The following is an 18,698-nucleotide window of genomic DNA, read 5'->3' on the forward strand; positions in this document are numbered from 1 at the left end:
AAATGTGGAGGATCAGCGACCGAGGAAAGATAGTTGTTCTGCAACTTCAAGATTTTGAACAATACGCTGCTCAAGTTCACTGATATAGTCCCGGGACTTTTTACCGGGCTTATACTCGTATGCTTTTTCTGCCCATGACCTGGCTTCCTCAAGATCATCCAGGTATTCATATACCACTGCAAGATTATGGCAGGACATAGCTTTTAGCTTTTTCTTTATGTTGCCGAGCTCTTCTTTCCAAAGCACAATAGCACCTTCCCAGTCCTCTTCCTGTATCTTTTTTTGGGCAGCAACAAAAGCTTCGGATCCTGTGGAGTAATAGCTCCGATAAATGGTTCTTTCAGATGGTTGTAATCGCGAACCCAGTGCATCACCAGATCCCCTGCTTTTTACAACAAGGGAGTCCCGTAGGGTACCTATGCTATGATATGCCCTTATAGGACTGCTTCCTGTTCCACGGGCAATAATCTGGTCTTTGAAGTAAAATTCATCCAATACTAGCTCTTGAAAGGGATCATATATCTTCCAGCCGTTTTCTATAAGGGTTTCCAATGTAAGCTCATGGCCTTTTTTAGCGACCTCTGCGCGCATCAGGTCACGTTCGTGGATTCTGGTCTTTCTTAATGTTAATCGTGTGTCTGCCTGATAATAGTCCAGGGAGAACAGAGCATCCAGCCCAAAGCGTTCACAAAAAGAACGAATATTATCCCAGGAGGCTTCGGTTGGCTTACCACCATCTAACATAATAAACTCACCGATTTGAGGAAGTCTGAGAATAGTATCGAACCTGGGGTCTTCCAGGAGTTTATTCAAAAGTCCGTCCATGGCGGCATCCACACCTTTTTCAGTGAGAAAATCATCATCCCTGGAAACAAGCTTTGCAATACCGGAGGAAAATGCCTCCTCCTCAGACAAAGAGGAAATGCTCTTAACCACCCCTATTCGTTTCATATTCTGAGGCACCTGAACCCGGGCTGGTTCAACAACACCTATAGCCAGTTGTTTTGTACTACTGCAACTCATCAACATAGAGACAAGCAGACATGAAACAAATATGAGTTTTAAACTTTTCAAATTGAAAATAGATTATTTATCACCTGGAATTCAGTTGCTCTTCAAGCAGGTTGTTCTGCCTCTGCCTGAACCTGAGGATGTTCAGGTAACGCAGCGCGTCATTAATCCTGTAATCTATATAAGATCTGGAGGCCCACTCAACTGCTGCATCCAGGTTGCCATTGATCTCATTGATTATAGCCATATTGTAACAGGCCCTTCCGGCGATCTTTGGCTTGGGATTTCCTACCTCGAGTTCCCACAATTCGGCAGCACCCTGCCAGTCACCGGCCTGGGCCCTACGTTTTGCTATTTCAAAGTTACCACTGCCCCGGACGAAGTAATCCCTGGCAATTCTTCTTCTTGTCGGTATCAAGCGGTTACTGTAGTTTTCCCCGAGCACTGCGCTACGATCCATTATAGCTTCTTTCCTGTTTAAAATAGCTTCATATGCCTTAACAGGGTTAATGCCCTTGCCCGAAACCATCACCTGACCCTCGCATAAGAATTCATCCGCCAGGAACTGATCCCTTGCATCATAAATTCTCCATCCATTGCGGATGAGAGTGTTCAGGTGCAGTTCATGCGCAGGAACGTTAACCTTTATGCCCAGATCATTTGGAAGTTGCAGTGTAGTCATATTGTAAGAAACCCTGGTATCTGTGTCATACAGGGCCAGGGAGAATATGGCATCTACCTGCTGTTCTTCACAAAGCCTGTCTATTTCGTCCCAGGAAAGCGCAGCCGGAAGTACGGCAAGGCCTTTCTTAACTGCCTCATCATCTATGATCTTGATTTCATCGAAAGTAACATGTCGGTCCAATGCCCTGAACAGGGCATCCACAGCAGCCTGAGCTCCCTCCTTGTCAAGCATTTTCCCCTCCGCTGATAGAATCTGGTCTATTTTATCGACGTTCTTGTTTTTCTCTGAAGGAAGGCTCCGGTTTATGATACCTATTCTTTTGACATCAGGAGAAAGTGAAACAATAGCTGGTTCTGTAATCCCCATGCTCAGCCGGTTAGTAGCACTACAGCTAACCACCAAACTGGCCAGTACCGAACTTAAGAAGAGTATTTGCAATCTTTTCATGGGCAGCAATTTTAGTTTTAACCATAAACTTCCCATTTTCAAGACCAGGTTCCCTTCTACAAAACACTTATATGGACCGATTATTGCCCTTTATCACGAAATTCACAGTGCGAGCAATACCCGTTTCAGGCTACTAATATGTCCGATTACGCTCACTGATTTGTGGAATAAAGCAGGTTTTGGGTATCCCGGCTATTGACTACCTTTGCTGGGCAATAAAATTCCCATGAGCGGTATACTCAAAAAAACCTTGCAGGATCTGGAATTCCCCCTGGTATTGGAACAGGTTTCGGCCTATTGTAATACGGAACTGGGAAAGGAAATGGTATTGCAAATCAGTCCTGTAATGAAAAATGATGAGTTAACCTTTAGCCTGGGAAAAACTTCGGAATATTTATCGTCATTCAGCAATGAGAACCGCATCCCAAATCACGGTTTCGATTCAATTGCGCAGGAGCTGCAACTACTTGGGATTGAAAATACCGTGCTGGAAATTGCCGGGTTTCGCAAGATTGCCGACATCTGTGGGTCCATAAGCACCCATAAAAAGTTCTACAAAAAATTCGAGGAGTACTACCCATTGCTACACCAATCGGCTGATGTGATTCTTGAAAACAAGGAGATCCCTGAGCAAATCGGACAGGTTATTGACCGGTTTGGGGAGGTGAAGGACCGGGCTTCCGAAGCACTTTTTCGAATAAGGCGTGAGATCAACCAGGTAAGGGGAAAGATTAACCAAAGCTTTAACGCGGCCCTTAATCGTTATCACGCCTCTGAATTTCTTGACGAAATACGGGAATCTGTTGTTGAAAATCGCAGGGTACTTGCTGTTAAGGCCATGCATCGTAAAAAGGTGAAAGGTACTGTGATGGGCAATTCAAAGACCGGTAGCATTGTATATATTGAGCCTGAGGCAGCCCTCCGATATAGCAGGGAGCTTAATAACCTTGAGTTTGAAGAGCGGGATGAAATACAGCGAATCTTACGTGAATTGACGGCTACCATAAGGCCTTACCGCGAATTGCTCAGTATCTATCAGGGTTTTCTCGCAGACATTGACCTAACTGCTGCAAAGGCAAAATATGCAAGGGAAATAAATGCCTTGCTGCCTGAAATCAACAATGAACAAAGGCTGTATTTGCGCGATGCCTACCATCCGCTTTTGTTTTTGAGCAACAAGAAACTCAAACAAAAAACCTGGCCGCAAACCATTGAACTCAGTCCGGAAAACAGAATAATTGTCATTTCCGGACCCAATGCCGGGGGAAAGAGCATTACCCTCAAAACAATTGGGCTGTTGCAATTAATGCTGCAATCCGGTTTGCTAATACCCGTCCATGAACGCAGTAGTCTCTGCCTTTTCTCCAAGATCCTTACGGACATAGGAGATAACCAGTCCATTGAAAATCATTTAAGTACTTATAGCTACAGGCTTAAAAATATGAATAGCTTCCTGAAAAAATGTGATGCCAATACCCTCTTCCTGATAGATGAGTTCGGAACCGGTAGTGATCCCGAGCTGGGAGGCGCACTGGCCGAAATATTCCTGGAAGTATTCTATGAAGCCCATTCCTTTGGGGTAATAACCACCCACTACGCCAATCTCAAAGCCCTGGCAAACGAATTACCGCATGCTGCCAACGCGAACATGCTCTTTAATTCCAGGACTTTGCAGCCCACCTTTCAGCTCGAAATGGGGCAACCCGGAAGCTCCTTTACCTTTGAGGTAGCGCAGAAAAATGGAATTCCGTATAGCCTTATTAACCGGGCCAAGAAAAAAGTTTCCCGTGGAAAAGTCCGTTTTGATGCCACCATTGCCAAGCTTCAGAAAGAACGCTCTAAAATGGCCGAAACGGGGAGTAGACTCCAGGAAGAGGAGGTTAAAGCAAGAGATGAAGCCAAGAAGCATAAAACCCTTAGTGCTAAGCTTAAAAGCAAACTGGAAAATTATCAGGAATTGTATGATCACAACCAGCGGATGATTCATCTTGGAAACAAGGTGAACACCGTTGCAGAAAGGTACTTCCAGGATAAGAAGAAAAGGGTTTTGGTTTCAGAACTGCTTCGGATCGTTGAGACTGAAAACAGTAAGCGTAAAAAGAAAACAGCAAAAGAAGCCAAGGCTGACAGGGAAAGAAAAACAAAGGTCGCTCAGGAGCTGCAGGAAGAAGTTAAGGTGGTCAGGAAAGCGAAAAAGGAGGCCCTGAAAATTGCTGAACAGACTGAAAAGAAAAACCCCCGCCCTGTTTTTAAAGTTGGAGACAGAGTACGGTTATTTGATGGTAAGGCAGTGGGTAGCATTGACAGTCTTGAAAAAGGAAAGGCTGTAGTAAATTACGGGGTCTTTACGACTAAGGTGAGCGTGGAACAGCTGGAACTGGTAGAGAAGCATAAATGAACGGCGGGCATGATATCATATTATTCGATGGGGTATGCAATTTATGCAACTCAGCGGTGCGATTTATAATTAAGCGTGATAAGTCAGATCGTTATCGTTTCGCAGCCTTGCAGAGTTCCCTGGGCAAAAAGCTTACTACCGAAAGAAATATAGACACAAATAAAATCGATTCCATTGTCCTTATAGAACCCGGCAGGGCCTATTTTATCAAGGCTCCTGCAGCATTGAGGATTGGCAAGCAATTTGGAGGTTTCTGGAAATTACTCGCTGTATTTGAATGGGTTCCACCGGTAATCAGCAACTGGGTTTACGATATTGTGGCAAAAAACCGGTATCGGTGGTTTGGACGGAGGGATCAATGCATGATACCGACTGCAGAGCTAAAGGAAAAATTTATCGACTGATTACTTCAGGTTATCCAGGATGAAGTCCAGGGTCTGATCATGGCTATGCTTCTTCAGGAAGGCGTCGTTGCCATAGGTAATCTTATTGGCCAGGCCAAGTTCATACAGATACTCCACCATTTCTTCATATTCAAGAGCCACCTTTCCGGTCAGCAATACGTCCATGGGTTTCCCTTCACTGTAGCGGCGGTAAATCTTGCGCAATCCACTAAGATAAAGACGATCCTTGGTAAAACCCCCTCCTCGATGCGCCCTCAGGGTTATGGAAAAGGCGTCGTGCTTATTTAGCTTGTGCTGGTTATGGATGAGGTCAAAGGTGTCAGAAAAACTATAGCCTTTGATCAGGCTGTCTGATGCAATAACACGGTAAGCCAGTTCTTTAAGCCGCTTCAAGGTAAGGGCCCCACTCATGTACTCACTAAAGACTGCCAACCCTTCCTGGGTTTCAACATTTTTAGGGAAACCATGAGAAAAGATCTTCAACGGCTGTAGGAGTCCATTAAAAGTGGTTACCAAATGAACCCCAATCTCATGGTTGGCCAAAGTGAGCAATTGGTTTTTACTAAACAGCGCATTGCGCTTAATAAGCAAGGTCTGGGTGGCATTGCTCACCATAGCGTCAGCTGCTATGTGGGTAGAGAACCTGATATTCAGGGGAAAATCGTATTTGCTGGAAAAATCTTCAAAATAATCCCGTGCATCTTTAGCAGTAAACACCTTTTCCATTTCACTGGAAGGGTTTTCATCTGAAAAATGGAGGATGAATTTGGCATTTTCAACATCCCGTTCCCTGGGGGTACCATAAATTCGAAGTGAATTGTAGTAAAACTCCCTGCCCCGGCCAATGGTTTCAATGCTTTGAACCATATTGGCATAATGGTATAGTACATCCCTGAACAACTGATAAAGTCTGGGGTCTGTAATCTTTTCCAATGGCTGTGCGAAAAACAACCGATGCAACTTATACGGGTTGAATTTCAGCTTGGGATATTTAAAAACAGGTTCGTACAGGTATTTTGAGGCGAAAAACCGTTGCTTTTCCTTTTCAACATTGAGGGGGTTGACATAGCTGAGCAATTCAATGCGGCGAACCAAATGGTCCAGGTTCCTGTCTATTTCAAATAAGGCGGGGTGCTTATCCTGCTGTACGGCCAGTAGCTCTTTTCTGCTCATAATTCGGCTTTCACAAATTCCTCAGCCTGCAAAGGTATTAATTCTTTTAGTTGCGTTTCCACTGCCCTTACTACTTCCGGGAAAATTATCGCGGCATACTCGTCACAGTACACCTTGGCTATCTCCGTTGCCAGGACAAGAGTATTGGGGAAGGTGGTTGTTATGTATTTCAGAAAAAAGCCATTGCCCTGAAATGTGTCGTTTATCAGGGAGGTGGATTTGATCCCATGCGGCAAAACCATTTCACTGAGTTTCCCGCGCCATGATTCTACTATGGTCCCAAAGCGGTCATTGTCTATGTTTGCAGTTCCCAGGTTCCATGTTGGCACCTCACGATCCCAGCGTTTCCAGTTATAGCTGTGCATATCAAACACAATAACCTTCCGGTGCAACTCTTCCAGCTTTCCTATCAGAGCATGGACAACTTCGTAAAAAGCGGTGTGCTTCTGCAGACTATGGTCGTATTCTTCTTTGGGCAGGGGTTCTCTCCAGAGCTTTTTCCCCCAGGCATCGGAATAGATGGCACCATCGGGAGCCCGGTTCAGGTCGTATTCAAACCTACTGTCGCAACCCGCAATTACTATGGGATGCGAGGCAACCATTTCCCTGGTGCAGGGATCTTCTTCATACCACCTTTCGTACTCGGTATGCAGGCAATTATCCCATAAAGACTGGCGAAATTGATGGCCGTCGTGTACGGCACCACAAACATATGGGACATACGCATCAATTTTAAGGGTAAAGGAGTAATCTTCGGCAACGGCTTCAAAGACCGCTTCCTTTTCTATGAGATCAATTATTTCCGAAACTGAAAGCCTAAGCATTTTCTACTTCATTGCGCAGGCGTGACCTGCGGTCAAAGGCCTGAAGCTTGTCTAAAACCTTGCTCTCAATAAAATCGATGACCCTGGATTGAATTTTGGTTTTGTAAACCTTGTTCATGTAGGTAATCCCTCCGGGCGACATTACATTCACTTCAACCAGTTTACCACCAATAACGTCTATACCGACAAAATACAACCCGTCATTGACCAGTTTTGGTCCAATTTGTTTACAAAGGGCTTTTTCTTCCTTGCTCAGCTGATGTCTGGCTACGGAACCTCCCGCAGAAACATTGGAGCGATGGTCATCTGACCCGGGAATCCTTCTCATGGCACCGATAGGCTCTCCATTCAGGAGCAGTATCCTTACATCTCCCTTATCTGCCCCTTCAATATAGTCCTGGAGGATTACATAGTTTGATGATCCATCAGCATTAGTTATGTAGAAATCGAGCAATGACTTAATATTAGACATGGCGTTCTTTTCAATCAGGATCACGCCAGAACCTCCAAAACCGTTCAGCGGTTTCAGGATCATTTTCTCGGCCTTGGATTCCTTTATCATGCGAACCAGGTAGTTTTTATTCTTGGATACATGAGTAGCCGGGATAATATTGTTGTGGCTGTCACCAAAAGCGGCAGTGTACAGCTTATTGTTAGCCTCCCTCAAGCCCTGCAGGGAATTGATGATAAAAACATCGTCCTTTACGGAATCCAGGAAGTTGAGCATAATAGGGTCCAAAGGTGGATTGGCCCGCATAAACAATACATCAAAACCGGCCAAAGGGAGCATATCTTCACGCAACTCGGCTTTTTTATAAAAGGTCTTGAGATTAGAAGGCACCTTTTCCATCCTTTTAATAACCGTGCAAAACGCATTGGTTACACTGTTCCGGATGGTCAGGTTTGCTGGAGAGCACAGGGCCACACCATGGTTGCGTTTAACACATTCATGGATCAGGGCTAAACTTGTATCGTTTTCGGGATCAATTTGCTCCCAGGGATACATGAGAAAACAAATATTCATGAGAAATGTCTTTTATTATTTAACTTCATCGTAGTGATCGTCCCACTCTTCAATGTGAGGCTCACCCAATTTACCCACGGATTTTGCCACCACCATGGAAACGGTTGCATCGCCAGTAACATTTATAATGGTCCTGCACATATCAAGAGGGCGGTCTACCGCAAAAATGAGCGCCAATCCTATCGCCAGTTTTTCCGGCGGGAACCCAATAGATTCCAGTACAATAACCAGCATAACCATACCTGCCCCAGGTACCGCTGCAGATCCAATGGAAGCCAGCAATGCCGTAAGAACAATTTTAAGCTGGTCTACCAGAGCCAGGTCAAAGGCCAGAGCCTGAGCAATAAAAACTGCCGCAACTCCCTGATAAAGACTTGTGCCATCCATATTTATTGTCGCCCCTACAGGAAGCACAAAACTGGACACTTCCTTATCCACCCCAATATGCTCCTCCACACGCTCCATTGTTACGGGTAGTGTTGCCGCACTGGAACTCGTTGAAAATGCAAGCAACTGGGCCGGGCTTATCTCCTTTAGAAACCAAAAGGCGTTCTTTTTGGTATAGGAAGATACTACAAGACCGTAAAAAATGATCATCAGGAAGAGGCCTAGTACCACTACTCCGGCATATTTAAGCAGGGCCAGCAAAAGATCCGGATCACCTGATGAAGCAACCACATTCGCCAGAAGGGCAAATACGGCATAAGGTGCAGTAAGCATTATCAGGTCTACCATTTTAAGGACAACAAAATTCAAAGAGTCAAAGAAGTGTTTGAGGGGTTTGGCCCGTTCCTCCCCTATTAACAGCATGGAAATACCCAGGAAAATGGTAAAAAAGATTACCTGTAGCATGAGGCTGTTATCGCTCATAGCCCCGATAGCATTGTCCGGTACCATGTCTTCCAGGAAGCCCAATGGCCTTTCTTTCTGTTTGGAGGCCTCCTCAATCTTGGAAACTACACCGGAGTCTGAAGCATAGGTCTGTGTTAGTTTGGCAATGGTATCATCTGATATCCCTTCCCCGGGTTGCAGTATATTGACCAGCACCAGACCAATGGTAATGGCGACAACGGTAGTGCATACGTATATCAGGATAGTCCTGAGCCCAATCCTTCTGAACTTGGAAATATCTTTTAAATCTGAAATTCCCTTTATCAGGGAAGCCAGGATTAAGGGTATAGCAATGAGTTTAAGCAGCTTTACGAATATGGTGCCGAAGGGGTTGATCCAGTCCTGGACAAAGCCTCTTCCTCCCGAAACATAAGTCATGGCAAACCCGAAAAGAAGCCCCAGGATCATACCGATCAAAATCTTCCAGTGTAAATCCAGTTTCTTCATGAAAAAGTTCTTGATTTTGTGAGTAAGATAAGGCTTTGTATGCAGATCGCCCAAAAGAATCTACCCCATCTTATTGGTTCGGGCAAGTAAGCTGAAATCGGCCAGTACCAGGGCGGCCATGGCTTCCACAATTGGCACTGCTCTGGGCACTACACAGGGATCGTGCCTGCCTTTACCCTGAACTTCTACTGTATTGCCTTCCTTATCGATGGTTTCATACGCCTGTATAAGTGTGGCTACTGGCTTAAAGGCAACTTTGAAATAGATATCCATCCCATTGCTGATCCCGCCCTGCACGCCACCACTGAAGTTGGTTCGGGTAGTTCCATCGGAGTTATAGCGATCATTGTGTTCGCTTCCCATCATGGTTACACCCTGGAACCCTGATCCATATTCAAAACCTTTTACCGCATTGATCGATAGCATTGCTTTACCCAGTTCTGCATGGAGCTTATCAAAAACGGGTTCACCAAGACCTGGCGGAACATTCTGTATCACGCAGCTGACAACACCCCCAATGGTATCGCCCTGTTTACGGACCTTTCTGATAAGTTCCTCCATTTTTTCTGCTGTATCCGAATCAGGACATCTGACCGGGTTGGATTCGGTCTTACCGAAGTCTATGTCACTGGGGGGCGTTTCAAGGGCTACATCCCCTACCTGTGAAACAAAAGCATTTATTCCAATATTCTTTAAGAACTGTTTGGCTATAGCGCCGCCCACAACCCTGCAAGCCGTCTCGCGGGCAGAACTTCGCCCACCACCTCGATAATCCCTGAAACCATATTTCTGGTCGTATACATAGTCTGCATGGGAAGGGCGATAGGAATCCTTGATGTGTCCGTAATCCTTTGATTTCTGATTGGTGTTTTCAATAACAAAGCCTATGGGTGTTCCTGTAGTGCGACCTTCAAATATCCCGGAATGGAAGACTACCTTATCTGCCTCTTTGCGTTGTGTTACAATGGCCGACTGGCCGGGCTTTCGCCTGTCCATCTCATACTGAATTGCATCCATATCCAGTTCCAGTCCGGCAGGACAGCCTTCCAGGATACCACCGATGGCCAGGCCATGCGATTCTCCGTATGTGGTGAGTTTAAATAATTTTCCAAAGGTGTTTCCCATAACTAAAGCAATAAACGTAATCAGAAGTAAGGATTTGCCCTGTTTTATCTGAGCCCGATCAAAGGTAAACGGAATTACTTAGCACACCAAAAACAGCTCGCTTAATGTTAGCTTAACAAATAACCACCCCTATTAATCAAAGCTTAACCATCCGGTCAATAATTGATGACGTCAGCATAATCTTTTTATTATACCTATGGGTTTAATTTTGCTCCATACAATTCCTGTCCACTTGAAAAAAAGAAAAATAGACATTGCGGTTATTTCGGATGTACACCTGGGAACCCATGGATGCCATGCAGATGAACTGATTGCCTACCTCAGTAGTATCAGGCCAACGAAGCTTATTCTAAATGGCGATATTGTAGATATTTGGCAGTTTAGCAAACGCTACTTCCCAACCTCCCACCTGAGGGTCATCAAAAAAATTATCAGCATGGCCTCCAACGGTACAGAGGTCTACTACATAACCGGGAACCACGATGAAACGCTTCGCAAATTTGCGGGTACATCCGTAGGGAATTTCCATGTCATGAATAAGCTGGTTTTGGAACTGGATGGAAGGAAAGCCTGGTTTTTCCATGGAGATGTTTTTGATGTATCCATCCAAAAGGCCCGCATTCTGGCGAAACTTGGAGGTTATGGCTATGACTTGCTAATCCTGATTAACCGTTTTATAAACTGGTGCCTGAACAAGATGGGCAGGGAAAAATATTCCATTTCCAGGCGCATAAAAAATGGGGTTAAAAGTGCCGTCAGGTATATAAATGATTTTGAACGAACAGCTGCTGACCTCGCCATCGAGAATGGCTACGATTATGTAATTTGCGGTCATATCCATCAACCCAAAAAAGAGATATATCAGAATAAGAATGGGAAAACCATTTACCTCAATTCCGGTGATTGGGTAGAAAACCTCACCGCTCTCGAATACTCCTTCAAGAGGTGGAAAATATATCGCTACAACCATGACAAGCTCTCTCCTTTCTTTGCGGATGAAGAGCTTAAATCCATGAATATGAACGAATTGATTTCCTCCATAATCGATCTGAAACAGGAAAAGGCAGATACCAGGGAAAAGGACGAGGAATCAATCGGAGATTAAGGCTTCCCTGAGGATGCTTACAGGATGCTTTGCTTCTCTGCCGGTTCCATCCTTTATCTGATGCCTGCAACTGGTACCGTTTGCCGCTATCACGGCATCAGCTGAATTGCGTATTGCGGGGAACAGCTTCAATTCTCCTGTTTTCATACTCACCTCATAATGCTCTTCCTCATAACCGAAAGAACCAGCCATTCCACAACATCCTGAACTAATAATGCTTACCTCGTAATTTTCCGGAAGGTTCAGGATATCAAAAGTGACTTTTTGATTGGACAATGCCTTTTGATGACAGTGGTTGTGGATCTTTATCTGCTTGCTTTCCCTGGTGAAGGAGCCGGAATCTATACGGCCAGCAATGATTTCCTCTGCCAGAAACTCCTCGATCAGGAAAGCTTTTGAAGCCAATTTGCCAACCTTCTCCTGATCCATACCCATGCGCTTGTATTCATCTCGGAATGTTAATACGGCGGAAGGCTCGAGGCCCAGTACAGACATGTCTCTGCTTACATACGGGTATAAGCCTTCAAGATTCTTTATGGCGAGTTTTTTCACCTGCTTCAGGAATCCTTTGGAAAGCTGAGCCCTTCCGCTCTGGCCAAAAAACAAGTGCACCTTGTAACCAAGACCATGTAAAAGATCGATAGCATCCTTTCCTATTTGAGCATCCATATTCTCTGTAAACTCATCAATAAAAAGAACCACATCAGAAATTATATCCTCTTTATTATCAAGACTTTTAAGATGCTTTTTGTAATTAAAGCTTGAAACTTCCGGCAAACTTCTTTCCCGGGCAACCCCAGAAATCTTTTTTATCAGATTTCCGGTAATGGGATTGGCATACAACCAGTTTGTTAACCCCGGTACCATGCTACCCCATTTGTTAAGGGTATAATTATTTGCAAACAAACGGCTCCGAAATGAATATCCGTGTGTTTCCTGATACTGATATAAAAACTCAGCCTTCATAGAAGCGATATCCACATTGCTCGGGCATTCTCTGCTGCAGGCCTTACAACTCAGGCAAAGGTCCAAAACGGTCTTAAGCTCATCAGAGTCGAAAGGGTTTTCCCTTGAATTGTGCGTTAGTATTTCCCTCAGGGTATTTGCGCGGGCGCGGGTAGTATCCCGCTCATTTCGGGTAGCCTGGTAACTGGGGCACATGGTCCCGGCAACATTGTGTGTTTTCCTGCAATCCCCACTTCCATTGCATTGTTCCGCTGCACGCAGGATTCCCTGCGTATCCGAAAAGTCCATTAAGGTAGCTATAACCGGCTCTTCACGATCGGTTTCGTAGCGAAGCGATTTATCCATGGGAAAGGCATCTACTATCTTCCCCGGGTTGAATATATGCTGAGGGTCAAAATAGCCTTTGATGCGCCTGAGCAATCCGTAATTCTTGTTTCCAATCATCATGGGTATGAACTCAGCCCTGACTATTCCATCGCCATGCTCTCCGCTAAAAGAACCCCTGTATTTTTTGGTAAGCCTGGCCACATCTGTGGTGATCTCCCTGAAAAGGGAAACGTCCCCGGACTTTTTCAAGTCCAGTATGGGCCTGAGATGCAGTTCCCCGGCCCCGGCATGTGCATAATATACCGCCTTCTGATCATATCCTTTCATAATGGCTGTGAATTCCCCTATAAAATCTTTGAGGTCTTCCAGAGCAACGGCAGTATCCTCTATGCAGGCAACTGCCTTTTTATCGCCCACCATATTACCCAGTAGGCCGAGTCCGGCTTTTCTGAGTTCTATGGCTTTGTTGATATCTTCCCCATACAAAACGGGATGTGCATAGCTAAAACCTGATTTGCCTATGGTTTGAATCAAATCCGCAATCTGCCTTTCCAACCCCTCCCGGTTACTGTCACTGAGCTGTAACATCAGAAGGGCTTCCGGATCACCCTGAACAAAAAACCGGTTGGCTAGCTGCTGACGATTGCTTTTTGTACAGTCCAGGATCACCTTATCCATCATCTCACACATCTGTAGATTGTGGCGCATAACCGGTACCACGTCAGACAGGCAGTTTTCCAGGCTGCTGTAATGGGTTACTACCATTGCTGATAATGGTGGAGGCAGATCATCCAGTTGCAGGGTAATTTCCGTTGTAAATGCCAGGGTTCCTTCACTTCCACAAAGCAATTTACCCAGGTTAATATCCCTTTCATGACCCCCGAAAATTGAACTTTTAAGCAATTCATCAACCGCATAACCCGTATTCCTCCGGTGTATAGTGGGTTTTGGAAAACCGGAACGAATTTCTTCTCTTATTTCTTCCTGGGAAAGCTCATCAAAAAGATTACTGTATAATTTTCCTTCCAGCGTAGGCAGCTTGCATTTTTCAATAAATTCCTCCTCATATAGTGCCTTGAATTCCACTTCAGATCCGTCTGACAGAACTGTTTTCAGGGCCACAACCTTATCGCGGGTTACGCCATATTGAATGGATGTGGTGCCACTGGAGTTATTACCCACCATTCCACCTATCATACAACGGTTAGAGGTAGAGGTATTAGGTCCAAAATAAAGTCCGTAAGGAGCAAGGTACTGATTGAGTTCGTCCCGGATAACGCCGGGTTGGACCCTTATCTGTTTCTTATCCAGGTCAAGATCCAGGATACTTGTCATATGCCTTGAGACATCGACCACTATACCTTCGCCAACACATTGTCCGGCCAGTGAAGTTCCGGCGGTCCTGGGTATCAGACCTATCTTATGTTCGGAAGCAAAATGGACCAGCAACTGAATATCGGCCACTGATTTAGGATAAGCAACTGCCTCAGGGACCATCCTGTATACCGAAGCATCTGTGGCGTAAAGTTTCCTGCTAAGATCATCCCAATGGATTGTGCCTTCGAGCGCATTGCTTACCTTTGTGAATAAATTTTTTTGCAAACTGAGACAATTTTGACCCCTAAATTAAGTTTTTATTGACTGTATACTTAGCAGAGGTTAAGTAATAATTGTAAACTTTTAGAACCTATGAAAATTTTAAGATTAATTCCCGTACTTTTTTGTTTTGTTACGGTATCCATGAGTGCACAGGATATTTCAGAGCATGCCTTAGGCCTCAGGTTAGGAGATAGTGACGGTTTCGGCGCCGAAATCTCGTATCAAAAATCAATTGCAAGGTATAACCGACTGGAAGTCAACCTGGGTTGGCGGGACAATCGGAACTACGACGCATTCAAACTCGCCGGAGTCTATCAGTGGATACATGTACTCGATGGCAATTTCAACTGGTATTACGGTGTAGGTGGTGGATTGGGAAGTGTTGATTTTGAACCAATTCCAGATGGGGATCCTGATGGCGGACTGTTTATTTTCGGAGCCGGTAATATAGGTGTTGAATACAACTTTGACATCCCCCTGCTACTTTCGCTCGATTTTCGTCCTGAAATTGGCCTGGTGGGCTATGACGATTTTTCGGATAATTTTGACTTTGATATTGCACTGGGAATACGTTACCAGTTCTGATAATCAGCATAAACCCTTAGTAGCCCTTAGCATAAGAAATGTTAAGGGCTTTTTTTATTATGTGTGATATGAGTATTTTTGAACTTTCAAACAAACAGATATGAAGAAAATAGTTGCTGCCTTAATTACTGCAGTTGTGATCATGAGCTGCTCCCAGAAGCAGGAAGGATTTGAAATTCAGGGAACCCTGAACGGAGAGTTGGAATCTGGTGTACAGGCATTTCTCAGGAAAAGAAGTGAAGAAGGACGGTTTTTTACCCTGGATACCACCATTGTAGTTGATGGAAAATACAGTTTTAGCGGACAACAGGTAGACCCTGAAATCTACTACATATTCTTCGATGTAACCCGTGGTAATATTCCTGTTATTATTGAAAACGGGACTATTGAAGTAACTGCACAGAAAGATAGCCTTCAATATTTTAAATTAAAGGGGACCCTGCAAAACGAACTTTTCCAGGATTTCCTTGATGGATCCAGGACCATGAGCTACCGGGCAAGGGCCATGAACGCTGACATGCGAAAGGCTTCAGCAGATATGGACACGGTACAGATGAATTCCCTGAGGCAGGAATATACCGAACTACAGGAGGAAGCCAAGAATTTTGAATTGAATTACATCAAAGAGAATCCCAATGCTTACATATCTGCCTTGATTGTAGAAAAAGTACAGCAACAAAAACTATTACCAGAAGGAGAAATCAAAAATCTGTTCGAGACATTGACTCCTGAAGTGCAGAATTCTAATATCGGAAAAAGGATAAAGGAAAGGATTGAAAAAAGTGAGAACGTCACTATTGGATCAAGGGCCCCTAATTTCTCTGCGCCTACCCCTGCAGGTGAAGAACTTGCACTCAATGATGTGCTTGGAAAAGTTACCATAGTTGACTTCTGGGCAGCCTGGTGCCGTCCCTGCCGGGCAGAGAATCCTAATGTGGTTAGGATCTATAACAAGTATAAGGATCAGGGTTTAAGCATTCTTGGGGTATCCCTAGACCGTAAAGCTGAGGATTGGAAACAGGCCATTGCTGATGACGGCCTGGAGTGGAACCATGTATCCAACGTGGAATATTTTGATGAAATTGCCGAGCTTTACAACGTAGATGCCATTCCTGCCACTTTTATTTTGGATGAAACCGGGACTATAGTAGCCAAAAACCTCAGAGGTCCGGCTCTGGAAGAAAAAATTGTAGAGCTTCTTCAATAGGCTAAAGCACAAGTCACGTCAAATCACGGTTTATTTAATCAGAACTTGTTTCGAACATCTTCGAAACTGCCACTGATCTGTACATTAGCTCCCCGTATTACCTGACCGAATATATTTGCGCGGGAAGCATCTCCCAGGAATTCAAGGCTGGCACCATCTTCCAGGATAAGGTCCCCATAAATAGTAAGGCTACCCTCCACCCTTAAGGTAGCATTTTGACCTACCCTAACCTCTTTACGAGCGCTGTTCTGACCTGTAAACAAATGCCCTCGATATTCAAACAGTCCACCTTCATTGATACTAACATTGTTTAGTACTGTCCAAGTTCCGCAGAGCAGCAGACTGCCACTGACGTTTATATTGTTAAACCTTTTAGCTCCTTTGTATTCTAATTGCTGTCCTTCAGGAACAAACAATTTAGAACTTCCGGAATACATAGGAAGGTCGGAACATCGGCTCTCCAGGCTTTCAGAGGGTCTGTTTAGTTTGATAATCTGCAAACCTTCCCTCCCGGAAGCGGCAATGATATAATCGCCCTTGGATTGTACATAATTAATGGAGCCTTCCAGTTGTACTACTCCATAAGGCCTTAGCGCTCCATCCTTTTCTTCGTTCAGACAAAGACCGGCACCCCCATTGGCCATAAGAACAACATTTTCATTGGAAACCACAGCATTGGTTACGCGTTCATCAGCTGTGATTCCATCCGGGTTTATGGCAATCGGCAGGTACTCTATTAAATTACCTGTAGATTCACTATACACCCCTGCTCCTTTACCTGCTTCTGCTACAATAATCCGGTCGCCCTGGAAATCAATGGTCTTTTTTGAAGCCAGCCCAAGGTCAGTGCTAATAGGGATCTCTTTTATCAACTGAAATGATGCATCGAGAATTTTTAGTCCGGAACCGGCGTCCAGCAGTGCTACTCTGTCTTCACTAAGCGCAATTGAACGCAGGTCGAAATATGGAAACTCGTTGACTATGCTTAAGTCTGATTTATTGTAAATGGTCAGCGAACCTTCCTTTCCACTGGTTACCAGGAGCTTATCTCCACTAATCCGCAGGTCATTGGCATTGAATCCTTGTTGAAACCCATAGGTTATCCCTGCGCTGACATCAATCTTTCCATTGGGTGCTGGTATTTTAGCCACAAAGGAATTGGAAGTTGCAGTTACAGATACTTCGGCATCCAAACCTCCGGCAGCATAGACGTAACCATTTTCCGAAATGAGTGCATTAATATCTGCATTTGGAAACAATAGCCTGGAAACCAGCCTGGGTTTGGCAGGGTCTTTAATATTTATGATATCAACGGCACCAAAATATTCTTCCCCTACTGTATTGTACGAAACAAGGGCATAATCATTCTCAACAAACACATGGGAGGAGGTTAAAGGACCTCGCGAAGGATCATCAGGGGGCCTCACCTGCGCTACCAGATTCAAGGGGTAATCACCTGCCTGTTCCTCACGGCCGGCCGAAGCAGCTTTGGAGCCAAGCCCTGAGTCCTCATAGATATCAAGCACCCCGGATGAAGCAAATGAAATACTGCTGCTAAGCGCATCTTCGCTATTTTCTACCCAAAGGTCTTGCTGTAAATCGTCATTGAAGATGGTGGTTTCATCGCTACACGAAGTAGCCAGTAGCATTGCGAACAGCAACACTGTTAACCCTTTGCGGTACATAGGTAGGTAGTTAAACGTTAAATTGGATTATTATAACGATAAAAACCGCTAAATCTTATACTTAAAGAGATACCTTTTCCAATAACCCAGAAGTGTAGAATAGCAACTCTAGAGTTTTCCCAGTTTTTCCATCACAAAGAGAATAACAATTGGGATAGCCAGCAGAATAACCATGAGGGTTTCTGTAACGAAAAGATCCGGTTTAAACAGCAAGCTTACGATATAGCCTCCAACTGCCCCTCCAAAGTGTGCTGTATGCCCAATATTTCCCAATCTCTTTTTCATTCCGTAAATGGAATAAAGCATGTAGGCAATTCCCAGGATATAAGCAGGTATGGGAATAGGGATAAACATAATGCCTAATTGCATATTTGGCTGTAGTAATATGGCCGAATAAAGGATTCCCGTCACAGCCCCACTTGCCCCAACAGCACTGTAAAAGGGTTCCTGTCGGTGAAAAAACAGTGCAAGCAAGCTTCCCGAAACCAGGCTAACCAAATAGATTATCAAAAATTTAACGGGCGCAAACCAGCTGATCACCACCGGGGCGAAAAAATAGAGGGTGAACATGTTCAGAAAAAGGTGCGGGAAATCCACGTGGAGGAATCCGGAGGTAAACATGCGGTCCTTCTGACCGGCCTGTATGGCACCAATGCCGAATTTGTATCGTTCAAAAAAATGGATATCATTAAAGCCGCGCAATGAAACGACGACATTTGCCGCAATAATTGCCAGGGTAGCCCAATGTATATTCATGCGGAATCTGCTTATTATACCTGCCAAATATAGCTATAT

General features: G+C 44.6%; 15 protein-coding genes. 5 read left to right on the forward strand and 10 right to left on the reverse strand.

The features are described 5' to 3' along the window. Nucleotides 1-12 precede the first annotated feature (12 nt). Both OO016_RS08595 and OO016_RS08600 read right to left on the reverse strand, forming a co-directional pair. On the reverse strand, nt 13-1,074 hold the full coding sequence (locus tag OO016_RS08595) for a DUF6340 family protein (protein WP_266012470.1): 1,062 nt from the start codon (nt 1,072-1,074) through the stop codon (nt 13-15). A gap of 19 nt (nt 1,075-1,093) precedes the next feature. After that, complete coding sequence (locus tag OO016_RS08600; RefSeq protein ID WP_266012473.1) at nt 1,094-2,143, reverse strand: DUF6340 family protein; 1,050 nt, start codon at nt 2,141-2,143, stop codon at nt 1,094-1,096. Nucleotides 2,144-2,369: 226 nt separating this feature from the next. Between OO016_RS08600 and OO016_RS08605 the strand changes: the two genes are divergently transcribed. Continuing rightward, nucleotides 2,370-4,541, forward strand: coding sequence for an endonuclease MutS2 (locus OO016_RS08605; protein ID WP_266012476.1), 2,172 nt, complete (start codon nt 2,370-2,372; stop codon nt 4,539-4,541). Then, entirely contained in the window at nt 4,538-4,945 is a 408-nt protein-coding gene (locus tag OO016_RS08610) for a thiol-disulfide oxidoreductase DCC family protein (protein ID WP_266012478.1), read from the forward strand. The genes OO016_RS08605 and OO016_RS08610 overlap by 4 nt, the downstream gene beginning before the upstream one ends. Here OO016_RS08610 and OO016_RS08615 read toward each other — a convergent pair whose 3' ends face one another. The 5 genes from OO016_RS08615 to aroC are packed head-to-tail and all read right to left on the reverse strand — an operon-like array spanning nt 4,946 to nt 10,429. Then, nucleotides 4,946-6,118 carry a peptidase MATCAP family protein gene (locus OO016_RS08615; RefSeq protein WP_266012481.1) on the reverse strand — a complete coding sequence of 391 codons (1,173 nt, stop codon included), beginning with the start codon at nt 6,116-6,118 and terminating at the stop codon, nt 4,946-4,948. It lies immediately after the preceding gene. Then, the gene (locus OO016_RS08620) at nt 6,115-6,942 is read right to left on the reverse strand and encodes an N-formylglutamate amidohydrolase (RefSeq protein WP_266012484.1); all 828 of its coding nucleotides are present in this window, start codon (nt 6,940-6,942) and stop codon (nt 6,115-6,117) included. The genes OO016_RS08615 and OO016_RS08620 overlap by 4 nt, the downstream gene beginning before the upstream one ends. Then, complete coding sequence (gene gshB, locus OO016_RS08625) at nt 6,935-7,966, reverse strand: glutathione synthase (protein WP_266012486.1); 1,032 nt, start codon at nt 7,964-7,966, stop codon at nt 6,935-6,937. Before gshB ends, OO016_RS08620 begins: the two co-directional genes overlap by 8 nt. 15 nt (nt 7,967-7,981) lie before the next feature. Continuing rightward, a complete protein-coding gene (locus OO016_RS08630; protein WP_266012488.1) occupies nt 7,982-9,304 on the reverse strand; it encodes a dicarboxylate/amino acid:cation symporter in 1,323 nt (440 codons plus the stop codon). 60 nt (nt 9,305-9,364) lie between these two features. Beyond that, nucleotides 9,365-10,429: a chorismate synthase gene (gene aroC, locus OO016_RS08635; protein WP_266012490.1), complete on the reverse strand. Its 1,065-nt coding sequence runs from the start codon at nt 10,427-10,429 to the stop codon at nt 9,365-9,367. 232 nt (nt 10,430-10,661) lie between these two features. On the opposite strand from aroC, the gene OO016_RS08640 reads away from it, so the two are divergent. After that, nucleotides 10,662-11,534: a UDP-2,3-diacylglucosamine diphosphatase gene (locus OO016_RS08640; protein ID WP_266012492.1), complete on the forward strand. Its 873-nt coding sequence runs from the start codon at nt 10,662-10,664 to the stop codon at nt 11,532-11,534. Here the strand turns inward: OO016_RS08640 and OO016_RS08645 are convergent. Continuing rightward, entirely contained in the window at nt 11,520-14,429 is a 2,910-nt protein-coding gene (locus OO016_RS08645) for an FAD-binding and (Fe-S)-binding domain-containing protein (protein ID WP_266012494.1), read from the reverse strand. The genes OO016_RS08640 and OO016_RS08645 overlap by 15 nt on opposite strands. Nucleotides 14,430-14,516: 87 nt before the next feature. Here OO016_RS08645 and OO016_RS08650 point away from each other — a divergent pair, with 87 nt between their 5' ends. Continuing rightward, on the forward strand, nt 14,517-15,011 hold the full coding sequence (locus tag OO016_RS08650) for a hypothetical protein (RefSeq protein ID WP_266012496.1): 495 nt from the start codon (nt 14,517-14,519) through the stop codon (nt 15,009-15,011). Between the two features lie 100 nt (nt 15,012-15,111). After that, nucleotides 15,112-16,218 carry a TlpA disulfide reductase family protein gene (locus OO016_RS08655; protein WP_266012498.1) on the forward strand — a complete coding sequence of 369 codons (1,107 nt, stop codon included), beginning with the start codon at nt 15,112-15,114 and terminating at the stop codon, nt 16,216-16,218. A 38-nt stretch (nt 16,219-16,256) separates the two neighbouring features. Here OO016_RS08655 and OO016_RS08660 read toward each other — a convergent pair whose 3' ends face one another. Both OO016_RS08660 and OO016_RS08665 read right to left on the reverse strand, forming a co-directional pair. Then, the gene (locus tag OO016_RS08660) at nt 16,257-17,903 is read right to left on the reverse strand and encodes a hypothetical protein (protein ID WP_266012500.1); all 1,647 of its coding nucleotides are present in this window, start codon (nt 17,901-17,903) and stop codon (nt 16,257-16,259) included. 108 nt (nt 17,904-18,011) lie between these two features. Beyond that, on the reverse strand, nt 18,012-18,659 hold the full coding sequence (locus tag OO016_RS08665) for a rhomboid family intramembrane serine protease (protein WP_266012502.1): 648 nt from the start codon (nt 18,657-18,659) through the stop codon (nt 18,012-18,014). Nucleotides 18,660-18,698 lie beyond the last annotated feature (39 nt).

The sequence above is a fragment of the Lentiprolixibacter aurantiacus genome, assembly GCF_026241225.1.
GTDB classification, from domain to species: Bacteria; Bacteroidota; Bacteroidia; order Flavobacteriales; family Flavobacteriaceae; genus Lentiprolixibacter; species Lentiprolixibacter aurantiacus.

Coding starts and splice junctions, on each gene's coding strand:
- OO016_RS08610 (WP_266012478.1), top strand. CDS start 4,538: ATGAACGGCGGGCATGATATCATATTATTCGATGGGGTATGCAATTTA.
- OO016_RS08665 (WP_266012502.1), bottom strand. CDS start 18,659: ATGAATATACATTGGGCTACCCTGGCAATTATTGCGGCAAATGTCGTC.
- OO016_RS08605 (WP_266012476.1), top strand. CDS start 2,370: ATGAGCGGTATACTCAAAAAAACCTTGCAGGATCTGGAATTCCCCCTG.
- OO016_RS08620 (WP_266012484.1), bottom strand. CDS start 6,942: ATGCTTAGGCTTTCAGTTTCGGAAATAATTGATCTCATAGAAAAGGAA.
- OO016_RS08630 (WP_266012488.1), bottom strand. CDS start 9,304: ATGAAGAAACTGGATTTACACTGGAAGATTTTGATCGGTATGATCCTG.
- OO016_RS08600 (WP_266012473.1), bottom strand. CDS start 2,143: ATGAAAAGATTGCAAATACTCTTCTTAAGTTCGGTACTGGCCAGTTTG.
- OO016_RS08650 (WP_266012496.1), top strand. CDS start 14,517: ATGAAAATTTTAAGATTAATTCCCGTACTTTTTTGTTTTGTTACGGTA.
- aroC (WP_266012490.1), bottom strand. CDS start 10,429: ATGGGAAACACCTTTGGAAAATTATTTAAACTCACCACATACGGAGAA.
- OO016_RS08655 (WP_266012498.1), top strand. CDS start 15,112: ATGAAGAAAATAGTTGCTGCCTTAATTACTGCAGTTGTGATCATGAGC.
- OO016_RS08660 (WP_266012500.1), bottom strand. CDS start 17,903: ATGTACCGCAAAGGGTTAACAGTGTTGCTGTTCGCAATGCTACTGGCT.
- gshB (WP_266012486.1), bottom strand. CDS start 7,966: ATGAATATTTGTTTTCTCATGTATCCCTGGGAGCAAATTGATCCCGAA.
- OO016_RS08615 (WP_266012481.1), bottom strand. CDS start 6,118: ATGAGCAGAAAAGAGCTACTGGCCGTACAGCAGGATAAGCACCCCGCC.